General features: G+C 60.2%; 8 protein-coding genes. 5 read left to right on the top strand and 3 right to left on the bottom strand.

From position 1 onward, the window contains the following. The first annotated feature begins 252 nt into the window (after positions 1 to 252). The 5 genes from FW800_RS10090 to FW800_RS10070 all read left to right on the top strand — a co-directional run bounded on the left by FW800_RS10090 (position 253) and on the right by FW800_RS10070 (position 9692). The gene (locus FW800_RS10090; RefSeq protein WP_446437519.1) at positions 253 to 3804 is read left to right on the top strand and encodes a BapA/Bap/LapF family large adhesin; all 3552 of its coding nucleotides are present in this window, start codon (positions 253 to 255) and stop codon (positions 3802 to 3804) included. 187 nt (positions 3805 to 3991) lie between these two features. Continuing rightward, on the top strand, positions 3992 to 5389 hold the full coding sequence (locus tag FW800_RS10085; protein ID WP_050549390.1) for a TolC family outer membrane protein: 1398 nt from the start codon (positions 3992 to 3994) through the stop codon (positions 5387 to 5389). Continuing rightward, positions 5386 to 7569, top strand: coding sequence for a type I secretion system permease/ATPase (locus tag FW800_RS10080; protein ID WP_446437518.1), 2184 nt, complete (start codon positions 5386 to 5388; stop codon positions 7567 to 7569). The genes FW800_RS10085 and FW800_RS10080 overlap by 4 nt, the downstream gene beginning before the upstream one ends. A 50-nt stretch (positions 7570 to 7619) precedes the next feature. Then, positions 7620 to 8786 (top strand): HlyD family efflux transporter periplasmic adaptor subunit, encoded by a 1167-nt coding sequence (locus FW800_RS10075; protein WP_032803970.1) that lies wholly within the window; start codon positions 7620 to 7622, stop codon positions 8784 to 8786. A gap of 9 nt (positions 8787 to 8795) precedes the next feature. Continuing rightward, entirely contained in the window at positions 8796 to 9692 is an 897-nt protein-coding gene (locus FW800_RS10070; RefSeq protein ID WP_446437517.1) for an alpha/beta hydrolase family protein, read from the top strand. Here the strand turns inward: FW800_RS10070 and FW800_RS10065 are convergent. The 3 genes from FW800_RS10065 to FW800_RS10055 form a co-directional block, all read right to left on the bottom strand. Beyond that, complete coding sequence (locus tag FW800_RS10065; protein WP_446437516.1) at positions 9689 to 12571, bottom strand: Mur ligase family protein; 2883 nt, start codon at positions 12569 to 12571, stop codon at positions 9689 to 9691. The two genes, FW800_RS10070 and FW800_RS10065, sit on opposite strands and share 4 nt — an antisense overlap. 400 nt (positions 12572 to 12971) lie before the next feature. Continuing rightward, positions 12972 to 13172, bottom strand: coding sequence for a hypothetical protein (locus FW800_RS10060; RefSeq protein ID WP_005791371.1), 201 nt, complete (start codon positions 13170 to 13172; stop codon positions 12972 to 12974). 494 nt (positions 13173 to 13666) lie between these two features. Continuing rightward, on the bottom strand, positions 13667 to 14011 hold the full coding sequence (locus FW800_RS10055; protein WP_446437515.1) for a cupin domain-containing protein: 345 nt from the start codon (positions 14009 to 14011) through the stop codon (positions 13667 to 13669). Between the last annotated feature and the right edge of the window lie 310 nt (positions 14012 to 14321).

Genomic DNA, 14321 nt, shown 5'->3' with positions numbered 1-14321 from the left:
GGCGTACCCACTCATTGCCGGTGGCGGCGCCTTCCAGGCTTACCTGCCTGTCACATCAATTGCCGCCTGTGAGTCGCGAGTCGGAGCCCATCAACGCGCGACTGCGTGAAGAAACGGGCGTTGGGTGATCGCCACTTAGTCCGAACAGTTCACCAATAACGCAAAAACAAATTTAGCGCTCGACGGTAATCACTGTCGTGGGCATTCGCTCGCGCTGAGCTTTGTGTGTCCATAAATTGAAACGGGTGAGAGATGAAAAATATAACAATTGTCGACAAGGCGACGGGGACGGCGACGGAACATGCCTTGGGAACTACCAGCCTCAAAGGTACCAGCATTGTAAAGTTGCCCTTCGGGCCGGAAAGCGTTCAGTCGTTTCAACAGTCCGGGCAGAATCTGGTAGTCACGCTGAAGTCAGGTGAGACCGTCACGGTTCAGAACTTTTTTGTGGTGGGCGCCGACGGTGCGAAAAACCAACTGGTGCTGGAGGGTGAAGACGGTACTTTGTTGCTTGGCAACTATTCCACGCCTTATTCGGGCTTCACCTTTACTGAAATTTCGACCCTCGACGAGCTGGGTGTGGCCGCCATTGCCGCAGACAGTTCCATCCCGAGCTGGGTGCTGTGGGGGCTGGGGCTACTCGCCGTGGGCGGTGCTGCGGCGGCAATGAGCGGCGGCGGCGGAGGCGGAGGTAACGATTCGCCACCCGCCGCTCCAGGAGCCGCGAGCGGTCTGGCCGTCAACAGTGCGGGCACGCTCCTCACCGGTAAAGGCCAGGGCGGTACGACGGTAACGGTCAAAGATGCCGCGGGCAATGTGCTCGGCACCAGCACCGTTGGTACAGACGGTAATTTCCAGGTCAGCCTGGGCACACCGCAAACCAATGGTGAAACGCTGCAAGTCACCCTCAAGGATGCCTTGGGCCAAGTCTCGCCGCCTGCAACCGTTGTCGCCGGTGACACCACGGCACCTGCCGCCGCTTCAGAGTTGGAGGTCAGCCCTGACGGTTTGACCGTCAGCGGTAAGGGCGAACCCAATGCCACGGTGACCATAAAGGATGCCGATGGCAATGTAATCGGCACCGGCACGGTGGGGGATGACGGCAGCTTCCAGGTCACCTTGAACACGCCGCAGACTAACGGCGAAACGCTGAGCGTCATTCTCAAAGACGCTGCCGGCAATGAATCCCCTGCCAGCCCTGTGGTGGCGGGTGATACCACCGCACCTTCCGCACCGACCGACCTGGCGTTGAGCACCGACGGCGCAACGCTCAGCGGTAAAGGCGAACCCAATGCCACGGTGACCATAAAGGATACCGATGGCAATGTAATCGGCACCGGGGCAGTGGGAGATGACGGCACCTTCCAGGTTACCTTGAACACGCCTCAGGTTAACGGTGAAACGCTTGCCGTCACCTTGACGGACGCTGCGGGGAATGAGTCTGTCCCGACTAACGTGGTCGCCGTTGATATTGATGATACCGACGCGGACGCAGATGCGGATGCCGACGCTGACGCCGACGCCGACGCCGATGCTGATGCGGATGCTGATGCTGATGCCGACGCCGACGCCGACGCCGATGCTGATGCCGATGCCGATGCCGATGCCGATGCCGATGCCGACGCCGACGCCGATGCTGACGCCGATGCCGATGCGGACGCCGATGCTGACGCCGATGCCGATGCCGATGCCGATGCCGATGCCGATGCCGATGCCGATGCTGACGCCGATGCCGACGCCGACGCCGACGCCGACCTAGAAGCCTTCGACGACCTCGCCACAAGCGAAGTGACCATCAAACCCGTTACATCCAACACCAACCTGGCGGATATGCGTGTCTTCACCCTGCTGGGTGTTGGCGGGATCATCCTGGGCGATCACACCAAGGCGCAGGAGTTCACGGTTGCCGAAGGTTCCAGCGGCACGCTGAATCTGCAGTTTGCCCAGGCGGATCTGGTTTCGCTGCTGGGAGGCGGTTTCACTGCGGTCCTGGAGGTGAGCGACGGCGCGGGTGGCTGGTTGCCGGTTCAGCAGGGCAGTAACGGTTCGGGCTTGCTGGATCTGTTGGGCCTGTTCGGTCAAAGCACCACTGCCGAGATCGAAGGGCTGCAGGCCGGGCAATACCGCTTCACCCTCCAGCTGGACCCAAACCTGGTCAGCATCGGTGCGGGGGCGACGGCGGTATTGAGCGTCACCAACAACAGCCTGACTGATTTCACTGGCGAAGCCGGTCCCGAAGTCTCCGGCAACGTCATCACCGACCCTGGTGTGGGAGGCACTCCGGATGTGCCGGGCAACGGCGGGCCCGTCAAGGTGCAGGTCGAGGTCGGCGGTGAATTCGTCGATGCGGACGCCACTACCGGCACGGTGCTGCAAGGCCAATATGGTCAACTGACTATTTTTGCCAATGGTGACTACAAGTACACCCCGAACGGCGATGTCGCCAACATCGGCAAAGTGGATGCGTTCGAATACCACTTGGTCAATGGTGCGGGTGGTTCTGCCGCCGCTACCTTGTATGTGCGCATCGACAGCCCAAGTGTCGACGTGACCTGGAACGCAACAGACCCATCGGCTCCAGGCACGGTCAGCCCGGTAGCGAACGATGATCTGGGCTCGGCGCAGATAGCGATCGTTAACCTGGTGACAGAGAGCGACGCGCCGGCCTTGACCTACAACCTGCCGGCGATCGGCACGGGCTCGGGTACGGGCCAAGTCATAGTCGTCGCGGCCGACTCTACGGCTGTGTTGAAGGTCGATGTCAGCGCTTCCGGCTTGACCCTGTTGCCGTCCACCACCGTCAATCTGCAAAAACTGATTGCAGGCCAATGGGAAACGCAACAGACCACCACCCAGTCGTCGCATACGTTCACCGGGCTGGACGCCGGTTCGTATCGGGTCACCGCATCCACAGGCTCGGTGCTGTCATTGTCGACCATCACGGTGGCTCAGACCTTGACTACCACCTTCACCACGCAATTTGTGGCCGGTGAAATGACCAACGCCACCGGCGACTTGTTGGCTGGCAGCCTGGCCGGACCGGATGTGCTCGGTTCGCCATTGACGGTGTTGAGCGTGCTGGTAGCCGGGGCCTATGTGGTGCCTGGGCAGACGGGGGCGCAAGTCGTCGGTGAGCACGGCACGTTGACCGTCTTTGCCGATGGCAAATACGTCTACACGCCGAATGCCGGCCTGACGTTGGATGAGATTGGCCAGGTGGATAAATTCACCTACAAACTCACCACGCCGACGGGTCAGGAAGAGACCGCAGACGTGTACATCCGCATCGACTCGCCAGACCGTGACCTGGTCTGGGACGACGCGAATCCGGGCGCGCCTGGCACTGAGGGTGTCGGCTTTGCCGCGGCCCTGGGGGCGGTGGATCAGACCGCGGATGACGCCGCCAGCGTTGATGCTCAGCACCACGATGCGGTGGTGGTTGATGACACCGACTTCACCCACGTCGATGCGGGCGCGGGTGCAAACGGGTTGCTGTGGGAAGGGGGGGATGCTGCCATCAACCTCACCGACCTGATCGGCAAAGTCAGCGATGTGCAGAGTATCGACCTGAACGATATCAGCGCCGTTGACCTGACGTTGAGCCTGGAAGACCTGGTGTCCATCACCGGGCCTGAGTCGGATCGCTTGATGATTCAGGGCGACGATCAGGACAGTGTGCACCTGACCGGCGACTGGACTGGCGGTGTGACGCAAGTAGAGAACGGTCTGGAGTACGTGATCTACACCAGTGCGGAAGATCAGGCCCATCAGCTTTGGGTACAAAGCGGCATCAACGTGGTGTAACGCCACTTCCCGATAACCGGGCCGCAATGCCCGGTTTTCCTTACCAACAAGCTTGCAGCGATGGGCCGTGACTGATGCCAGTCACGGTTCGTTGTTGTCCCCCTCCGGTTTGACAACAGTCAGGTGACTTGCAGTGAGGCATAAGAGTTTGGCCAACCAACTGTCTGCCACGGTTCTGGCAGTCGCAATGATCGCGCCAGGGATTGAGCCGGTCATGGCCACGTCGCTTTTCGACGATGAAGAACCCGTCAACATCATCAGCCCCAGCAACCTGGGCACGAATTTACCGGGAGGGCCAGCGGGCGTCAGCGCACCGGTGGCACCCCAGCGCAACATACCGAGCAACCTCGACCTCATGCGCGCCATTCAGTTGGCCGTAGAGTGGCACCCGGCGATTGCCGAGGCGATCGGCCAGCTGTACCAACAAAACGAGAACGTGAACATCGCCCGGTCCGGGTATTACCCGCAAGTCAGTGGTGGCTTCAATTCGGGCTATGACAGCGGCTTGAGTGGCAATGGCCAAAGCCGAGCGTTTTCGTTGTCGGCGTCGCAGATGCTTTATGACTTCGGCAAGGTTTCCAGCTCAGTGGACAGCGCACTGGCGCGGGTCAGCGGCAGCCAGGCGGCGATCCTGTTGTCGATTGACCAAGTGGCCCGCGACACCTCGTTTGCAATGATCGAACTGCAACGCTCGCAACGTTTGGTGACTGTGGCCCGCGAGCAGATCGAGGGGATTTCGGCGATTGCCGAACTGGCCAAAAAACGCAGCGACATGGGCGCCAGCACCCGTTCCGATTTGATCCAGGCCCGTTCGCGGGTCGAGGCGTCAATGGCCACCCAAATGCAGTTCACCGCGCAATTCAACCGCTGGCGCAGCGCCTTGAGCAGTTTGCTGGGGGCCCAGTCGCCGGTGAACGTGGCCAGCGGCTTTCCTGCCAGCCTGGAACAGTCCTGCGTGGGCGTGGTGCCCGATGCCGCCGTCACCCCGACGTTGCTGATCGCCCAGGCCCAGCGGGTCGATGCCTTGGCACTGATTGCACAGGCGCGTGCCGAAGCCTTGCCCACGGTGTCGCTGGACCCGTCCATCACGCACTACCTGGACAACAACGATGAAAGCAACCTGCCCGGCGGCCGCGATCGCACCCGCTACGGCGTGTTTCTCAACGTGAAGATGCCGCTGTACCAGGGCGGCGCAATCACCGCGCGCAAAACCGCGGCGCAGCAGGCGCTGCGCTCGGCCGAGGCGGCCAACGACGCCGCACGGCTTGCGGTTCGCCAGGGTTTGCTCGAAGCCCGCGACCAGATATCAAGCTTGTCGCAACGTCTGTCGACCCTGGATTTTCGTGAGCGCAGCATCTCCGAAACCCGTGACCTTTATCGCCAGCAATACCTTGAGCTGGGCACGCGGCCGTTACTCGACTTGCTCAATGCCGAGCAGGAAATCCACCAGGCGCGCATGGATCGGGAAAACACGGCGGCAGACCTGCGTCGCCTGAATATCGATTGCCTCTACAACACGGGCGGGCTTCGCACGGCGTTCCATTTGGACAACAGCACCCTGCAGGGTGTGGAGATTCGGCCATGAATGAAGCCGTGAAACTGGATGACGACTTGAGTGCAGCGCCCACACAGCACACACCGCCGCCGACCTTTGATTACGAGGTATGGCTGGAGGCAATTCTGGGGGTGGCCCGCCATTACCGCCTGGAGTGTTCAGCGCAAAGCGTGCGCCTGGCAGCCCAATGGACCGACAGCGCGTCGGTGGAAGACGTGGTGCGGCGTATGGCGCGTCAGGCCGGGTTGAATTGCGTGATCGGCGACTTTAGCGCCGCAACCCTGATGCAACGCCAGTTGCCGCTGGTGGTGCAGTTTGCAGATGGGCAGGTCGGTGTGCTGGAGCTCATCGGTGAGGATGACAGCATCGGCATCGCCTACAGCGGTGATGGCGGTTTGCAAAGCCGTCTGGGCCGCCGCGAATTGCTTGAGCAGGCACGCAAGACGGTGATTCTGCGGCCAATGCGCGCGGTGCGCGACACTCGCGTCGATGATTACATCAAGCCGTACCAAAAGAACTGGTTCAGTGCCATCGTGCTGCGCGACCTGCGGCCGTATGGCTACGTGATGCTGGCGTCCCTGGTCACCAGCGTACTCGGCCTCGCCGGGGTGCTCTTTTCGATGCAGGTGTACGACCGCGTTATTCCCGCCGAATCCATGCCCACCCTGTATGTGCTGTTCGGCGGGGTGATGTTGGCGCTGGTCTTTGACTTCATCATGCGCATCACCCGCGTGCGCATCACCGACATGCTCGGCAAACGCGCCGACCTGCGCGTCTCCGACCTGGTGTTCGGGCACGCCATCCGCCTGCGCAACAGCGCCCGACCCAAGTCCACCGGTTCGTTCATTTCCCAACTCAAGGAATTGGAACAACTGCGTGAACTGATCACCTCAAGCACGGCGACCGCGCTGGCAGACCTGCCGTTTTTCCTGCTGTTTCTGGTGATCTATTGGTTGATCGCCGGTCCGTTGGTCGCTGTGCCCCTGGTGGCCGTGCTGTTTCTGGTGGTGCCGGGCCTGCTGGCGCAGAAAAAACTCGCGGCGTTGGCCACTGAGTCGATGCGCGAAGGCGCGTTGCGCAGCGCGATGCTGGTTGAAACCGTACAAGGCCTCGACGACATCAAGGCCCTGCAAGCCGAGCAGCGTTTTTCGCAGCAATGGAACCATTACAACGCCACTTGTGGCGATGCCAGCCTGCGCCTGCGCCTGCTCACCAATAAGTTGGTGGCATGGAGCAACAACGTCCAGGGCTCGGTGTTTGCCGTGGTCGTCGTATTCGGGGCGCCCATGGTCATGGCCAGCGATATGACCACCGGCAGCCTGGTGGCCGCCTCGATCCTGGCCTCGCGCATGATGGCGCCGATGTCGCAGATCACTCAGGTACTCACGCGCTGGCAGCAGGCCAAGGTGGCATTGCAGAGTTTGAACCGCATCATGGAATTGCCGGTGGACCACGCTGAAGGCAGCAAGCGCGTGCATTTACCGCTGGTGCGCGGTCACTACGTGCTCAAACAGGCGGCCTTCCAGTATTGCGACGAAGCGCCGGTGCCGGCGTTATTGGTGGCGGATCTGCAGATCCAGCCGGGCGAGCGCATCGCCATTCTCGGCCGTAACGGCGCGGGCAAATCGACCTTGCTGCAGGCCCTGGCCGGGATGCTCGACCTCAAGAGCGGCAACATCAGCCTCGACGGGGTTGCCCTGGGCCACCTCGACCCGGCGGACGTGCGCCGGGATGTGGGGTTGATGACGCAAAACTCGCGTCTGTTCCACGGCACCCTGCGTGACAACCTGATCATGGGGGCGCCCCATGCATCGGATGAGGAAATCCTCCAGGCCCTGGCGGTAACCGGCGCCGCCGACTTCATCGGCAAATTCGCCGACGGCATGGACCACCTGATCCTCGAAGGCGGGCTCGGCCTCTCTGGCGGCCAGCGCCAATCGTTGCTCTTGTCACGCTTGATCATTCGCCAACCGCATATTGTCTTGCTCGACGAGCCCACCGCGTCCCTGGATGAAGCTACCGAGCGCCAATTGATTCAGAACCTGGATCGCTGGGCGGCCCATCGCACGCTGATCATCGCCACCCACCGCATGAGTGTATTGAGCCTGGTCAACCGCATCATTGTGGTCGACAACGGCCAGGTCATCGTCGATGACAGCAAGGACAACGCCATTGCACGGCTATCCAGACCCAAGGGGAAAAACCAGTGAAAACCCATGCGCTGAAAACAATCCCCCTGCTTGCCAGTGAAGACGAACACATCGGCCGCCCCCACGCGGGCGTGGATGACAGTACGGTGCTGCGCGCTACACGGGTGGTGGCGTGGGTGGCCGTCATGCTTGTCGCGTTTGGCGCCTGGGCCTACGTGTTTGAAGTGGACGAGGTGTCCACCGGCAGCGGCAAGGTCATTCCCACCTCCCGCGAGCAGATCATTCAGTCCCTGGAAGGCGGGATCGTGACGGAGCTGAATGTGGGGGAGGGCGATATCGTCAAACAGGGGCAGGTCCTGGCCAGGCTTGATCCGACCAAGACCGAATCCAACTTCGATGAAAGCGCTTCCAAGTACCGTGCGTCCCTGGCCAGCGTGGCGCGGTTGCAGGCGGAAGTGAACGGCAAACCGTTGGCATTCCCGGCGGAGCTGTCACGTTACCCGGCGCTGATCAGCGCTGAAACCGATCTGTTCAACACCCGGCGCAAAGGCCTTGAGGAATCCCTGGCCGGTGTGCGCTCTTCCCTGGGGCTGGTGCGCAGTGAGCTGGAGATTACCGAAAACCTGGCCAAGGTTGGGGCTGCCAGCAATGTCGAGGTGCTGCGCCTCAAGCGCCAGAAGGCCGAGCTGGAATTGAAACTCAGCCAGGCGCGCTCCGATTACCTGGTGCGCGCCGGTGAGGACCTGGCCAAGGTCAACGCGGATGTGCAGACGCTCTCGTCGGTGATGCGCGGGCGTTCGGATTCGGTAACCCGCCTGACCTTGCGCTCGCCGGTGCGCGGTATCGTCAAGGATATCGAGGTCACGACCATCGGCGGCGTCATCCCTCCCAATGGTCGGCTGATGCAGATTGTGCCGCTGGATGAACAGCTGCTGATCGAGGCGCGAGTCTCGCCCAGGGACATTGCCTTCATCCATCCCGACCAGATGGCCAAGGTCAAGATCACGGCCTATGACTATGCCATTTACGGCGGCATGGACGGTAAGGTAGTGACCATTTCGCCGGACACCATTCAGGACGAAGTCAAACCGGAAGTTTTTTACTATCGGGTGTTTATCCGCACCGATGCCGACACCTTGAAAAACAAGGCCGGCAAGACGTTCTCGATCGTGCCCGGCATGATCGCCTCGGTAGACATCAAGACCGGTCAGAAAACCGTGCTCGACTACCTGATCAAACCGATGAACCGGGCACGCGAAGCGTTGCGAGAACGCTAGGGAGGCAGGATGGGTAGAACGTTCGGCATCGGTGTGCTGTTGGGCCTGACGATGGCCTGTACGTCTTGGGCGCAGGCGTTCGATGAGGCGACGACCCCACTGCGCTGGAATGCGCCCGCCGACCGCGCTACCTGCACTGAGCCAGGTTCGGCGCTGTGGGTCGAGATTGTCCGAGGTGATGCCTGCATTCGTTACTTCGCTGGCGGCGCCCTGGAGCGTGCGCCCGTGGTGATTGTGATGTTCCACGGTGATCGTACGAGCGAGATGCATCGTGCGCCGCAGGCAATTGCCGGCAACACCTTGGCCGCCAAAGTCAGCCAGGCCACGATGCTGACCAAGCGCGCGGGTGTGCCCCTGGTGATCGTAGCGCGCCCCGGCACCTACGGTTCCAGCGGCAACCACGGGCAACGGCGTCAGGCGCAGGAGTTCATTGCGCTCAATGGGGCGCTGGATCAGTTGCGCGAGCGCTATGGCATTGGGCAGTTCGTGTTGCTCGGGCACAGTGGCGGCGCTACGGTTGCCGCTGCACTGTTGACGCTGGGCCGTACCGACGTGAAATGCGCGGTGATGACCTCCGGTGCTTTCTCGCTGGTGCAGCGGGCGCAGATGATCCGCCAGAGCAAGGGCCTGCCTTCAAGGCCTGGGCGTGACACCAATGGGTTGCTGCACCCTTATGACCCGGCCCGGCACATCGATGGTATCGCCGTCGCACCCGCACGGCAGTTGTATGTGATTGGCAGCCCGGACGATCAAGTCGCACCGTTCGCCCTGCAGGAAGCTTTCTTCCAGGCCCTGAAGCGGGCCGGGCACCAGGCGCATTTGATCAAGGCCCAGGGCGTGCCCACGGCCTTTCACCAGTTGCGCCATGACATCGGGCTGAAGACGGCGGCGCAGTGCGCGGGCTAGACCGGCACCGCCTGTTCGCGTGAGGTCAACCAATCACACAGCTGCGACAGCCCCGTCCCGCCCGAGCTCTTGACCATGACCCAATCGCCAGGCTGAAACCACGGTTGCGGGTCGTTCGCCAGTGCCTGGTTCAGTGCCTTGGCATTCTCGAACCATTGCACTGGCAGCTCGTCACGCAACGACAGGTACAGCGCGTGCATCAACGGGCCGCACAGCACCACATGCCGTGGCGCCACAGCCCGCAAAGGCTCGGCCATCTCCAGGTGATAACGTTGGGCGTCGGCCCCGAGTTCGAGCATATCCCCCAGCACCAGCACACGGTGCTGCGGTGGGGCAGGCAGATCGGTCATTGAGCGCAGCGCGGCACTCATCGAGCCAGGGTTGGCGTTGTAGGCATCGTTGATCAGTTGGAAATGGCCGCCTGTGCAGGTAATTGACAGGGTATTGCCGCGGCCTTCGACGGGCATGAACGCGCCCAGGGTTTCCAGCGCCTGCTCGACCGCAAGCCCGCGTGCAGACAGGGCCGCCAGTACTCCCAACGCGTTGATTACCATATGCCTGCCGCGCGCCTTCAGACTGAAATTCAAGGGTTGCCCGGCAAGGAGTGCGTTGACGTTTACTTGATGGACTTCACTGTTCCAATCCAGCAAGCGCAGGTCCGCTTCGGGGTGTTCGCCGAAGCTGATCACGTGCAAGTGGGCCACCTCGGCGGCTTCGGCGAACAGCTCGTAGTAAGGCATATCGCGACAGAGTACCGCGTGACCACCCGGGGCCATGGAGGCGAATATTGCGCTTTTTTTGCGCGCCAGGTTTTCCAGGGTTCCGTGATACTCCAAGTGCGCCGGTGCGATGCCGGTGACGACGGCGATCTGCGGGCGAACCAGCGCCGAGTTGATCGGCATACGCCCAACGGCCATTTCCAGTACCCAGAATTCTGCCGGCTCGGTCATGCTCGCCAGGTTCCAGGCAATGCCGTGGGGCAGGTTGGCGTTGGCTTCGGTCTGGCCCACGTTGCCCCAGGGTTTCAACGCCTGGGCAAGCATTGCCACCACAGTGGTCTTGCCGAAACTGCCGGTAACGCCAAACACTGTTCCACTGAAGTGCTGCCGGGCGTGGCGGCCCATCTGCAACATGGCCTCGCTGGTGTCGGCAACCTGCAATACCGGCAGCCCACTGCTCAGGTAGGGGGTGGGGTCTACACACAGGAAGGCTGACGGTCGACGTTCGGGTTTGGCCTGGGCCCAGCGTTGCGCCGATTGCGCTTCATTGGGGCCGACCCGGCTGGGATGGCGACTGAGGATCCGCTGCGGCTTGAAGAATTGCATGGAGGGCGTCAGCCCCGTTGCGCGCCAGCCGGGCGGCGGTGGGGTTGCCCACGTGCCCTGGGTGACTTGCGCCAGGGTATCTGCGTTCCAGGCTCGATCCACGCCGGTTGCGGCCTGGACCCAACTGACCTGAGGGGCACCATCAAGCAGATAACGGTGGTAAGCGATCAGCCCGGAAAGATAGTGTTCTACATCGTCGATCCGTACCCGGAACGCGTGATGACGAATAAAGAAGGCCCCGGCGATGCGCGCCGGGTTGGCAAAATACATCGCCAGTTCCGGCCAGAAATAGCCATTGAGCAGGTAGCGCGCGCGATGATGCAGCGCGCGGTAGAACGCGTGCAGATCAATCTCTTCAAGCAGGTGGCGCAGTGATGGTTGCTGGGCGATGCGTGTCAGCATCTGCTGCGCTGCCATCATCAACTCCAGCAACGTCGGAAAGGTGGTGATGCGTTGCTGGACGAACCCCAGATAGCCGGCGACGTTGTTCAGGCCAAAGCGAAAATATTTTTCGTCAGGTCGGTAGCGGGTCAGTTCGTTCACGCAGTAGCTGAGCCAATGGTCATGCTCGCGCCAGTGCTCTTTCTCGATGAAATAGTCGAAGGCTTTTTCCACCACGGCCAGCCAGCGCTCGTTGCGGGTCAGCCCATAGAGACGGATCAACCCGAAAGCGGCCTCGCCATCGTAGTAGATAATCCTGAAGGGCTCTTTGACACTCAGGTCATGGGCATGCAAAACGTGCACAAACGCCCCGCTGACAGGATCCTGCATCCAGGCCATGCCGTTGGCGAGGGCTTCAAGAAGCGGCAGGTAACGGCGAGTGCCGGTGACTTCGCTGTACTTGACCAGTGCCAGCAGGCACACCGCATTGCCGCCCAGCTTGATCTCGTTGTCGGTGTCGATGAGAAACGCCGCCACGCTGCCATTGGGCAGCAACGAGGGTCTGATCAGTACCTCGGCGAGGTGAGTCAGCGAGCGCTCGATCGCTGCCTTGAGCTGTTCATCGCCGGTCAGTGCCCAGGCCTCGATCATCGAGTAAGTGGTGCTTGCGTGGCGTAGCGTGTTGTAGTTTTTGATGGTTCGGTCAAAGCAGGGGAAGTAGCCGTAGATAAATTGCCCGCTGTCTTGCACCTGCGTGCTCAGGTAGCTGGATGCGCTGTTTATACACGCCCGAACATCATCAGGTGCGAGCGCTCCCAGGGCACGCCAGCCGGTTTGCGGCCCGCTGCTGTTAAGGGGGTGGGCGACGCCATCTTCGGCGCAGAACACACCGATGGTGTTGAAGGTGAACACGCGGGTTTCGGGGGCAAGCGCTGCCACGATGGCTGCGGCCTGTGAGCCGCTGAACCGCCGCTTGGCATAGGTGACGAAGTTATTGGTGTTGAAGGTCGCGTGGGCAATGTCGCTGCCGCCGTACAGGATGGCATTGGCATTCAATTCCTGTTCGGTGATTGCCAGCTGCATATCGGCATCGAATGCAAGGCCGTGCCTGAAGTAGTTGCGCTTGTGGCGCCTGAGGCGTTCACTGAACTGCTCCCAGGTTATTGGCGTCACGTTGAACGCACGTTCGACGCGGATCCATGAACGATCGGTTTTATCAGTCCCTTGGCGTGCAGCGTGGGAGCAGAGACGTTCGAGTTCAATCTCACCCAATTGCCAAGCAGTTTCGAAGTTGTCAGCGGTAATATGAAAAACCACCGCACGGTAGGTACTATCACTTATTGAAAAAAATAAAGTGCAGGTGTGCGGGGCGGCTGTTGAGACAGTCAGCTCGTTAGCGTGTTTGCTCAAAAGAGTGTAGCAAGCGAGCAGTTGCTGTTTCACAGGCGAAACTCTCCATGCATCATAACTTGCCGACGGTTATTATTAATTGACGCTGGGTACGTCAAGAAATGCAAACTTTCTCGCGGCAGAAGTTATTGTCCGTACGTAGGCTGATGTTCGAATTTATATATCAGGAATACATCGAAGAGTCTTCCTTTGCAGGCTCTCGGACAGGTGAAGCCACGAGGTTTTCGTGCTGTTGGAGGTGATCGCGAATCAGTTTGCGAATGACCTGAGAGATAGTAAGGTCAACGTCGTTGGACAAGGATTCCAGCCGTTGTTTGGTCGGCGCGTCGATGAGGATGGTCAGGCGCGTAGTTTTATCAGGCATTTTTCTAGTCCTTTTACATACAAAAGCGCGGTCTCAACTGCCGCGGGCAGCAAGTGATACGAGAAGTGTTGGAGCCTTTGAACCGTGCAGTCAGTACACAGGGATTCTAATTCAACTCTCCTGGTGTTTTCTACAGAGGGTGATTGAAAGTTGAGATAATGTGAGCTCCTGCACCTTTTATCAACATCCCTATTATCATGCGATTGTAATCCAATGAGCCTGTATACTAACAAGGCTCCAATGAAATTATACGAAGTAGTGGGGGCTGTCAAAATTAATACTATCTATAACTAAAGTAGTGTATAGGCGCGCTGATAAATGTGGTCAGGCGATTTTTTCGCATTATGCCGGTTTTTTTTTCAGCGTTTCGCCGAAAAATACAGCTCGAAAAAACAGCTGTTGTTTACTTTTGATTTTTGTGGTTGGGACGTAGGGGCGAGGTCGGGGGTGTTAAAGCAAAAAGGGCCAGGGTGACCCTTTTTCAGGTGGCGGGATCAAGCAAAAACGAAGTACTTGCGCACGGTCTCCACCACTTCCCATGTGCCTTTCATGCCTGGCTCCACCACGAAGATATCCCCAGCGCGCAAATGGATCGGCGCCATGCCTTCAGGTGTGATCACGCAGTAGCCTTCCTGGAAATGGCAGTATTCCCACTTCACGTACTCCACGTACCACTTGCCCGGCGTGCAGATCCAGGTGCCCATGATCTTGCTGTCGTCTTCGCTGGTATAGGCGTTGAGGTTGACGGTGTGCGGGTCGCCTTCAAGCTTTTCCCATTTGCAGGCATCCAGGACCGGCAGTGGGTGGGTGTCGCGCAGTACGGTGATGGGCTTGGACATGATGACTCCGAGGCAGGGAAGGGAAAGCTCAACCCTAAGGCCTTGGGCGCTGCGCCAGTGGTCTGAACTCGACATCGGGATGTCCAGAAGCGCAGGTCATGTGATGAACTGGAAATCACCCCCATCCCTGTGGGAGCCGGGCTTGCCCGCGATAGCGGAGTGTCAGGCAATGAAGAGGCTGGCTGCGCCATCGTCATCGCGGGCAAGCCCGGCTCCCACAAGGGGCATGTCTAAACGAAAGATTTGTGCAGTAACTGACCATTTTCTCGCAGTAAGTGCGAAACATTTCCCATCTCACGCCAGAATTCGC

The organism is Pseudomonas sp. 910_23, from assembly GCF_052850795.1.
Note: the sequence above shows the minus strand (reverse complement) of the source record. Positions and strands in the feature narration are given on the sequence as shown.

Excerpts from the sequence above, each read along its gene's own strand:
- FW800_RS10090 (WP_446437519.1), top strand. The coding sequence starts at position 253 with ATGAAAAATATAACAATTGTCGACAAGGCGACGGGGACGGCGACGGAA.
- FW800_RS10085 (WP_050549390.1), top strand. The coding sequence starts at position 3,992 with ATGATCGCGCCAGGGATTGAGCCGGTCATGGCCACGTCGCTTTTCGAC.
- FW800_RS10080 (WP_446437518.1), top strand. The coding sequence starts at position 5,386 with ATGAATGAAGCCGTGAAACTGGATGACGACTTGAGTGCAGCGCCCACA.
- FW800_RS10070 (WP_446437517.1), top strand. The coding sequence starts at position 8,796 with ATGGGTAGAACGTTCGGCATCGGTGTGCTGTTGGGCCTGACGATGGCC.
- FW800_RS10060 (WP_005791371.1), bottom strand. The coding sequence starts at position 13,172 with ATGCCTGATAAAACTACGCGCCTGACCATCCTCATCGACGCGCCGACC.
- FW800_RS10055 (WP_446437515.1), bottom strand. The coding sequence starts at position 14,011 with ATGTCCAAGCCCATCACCGTACTGCGCGACACCCACCCACTGCCGGTC.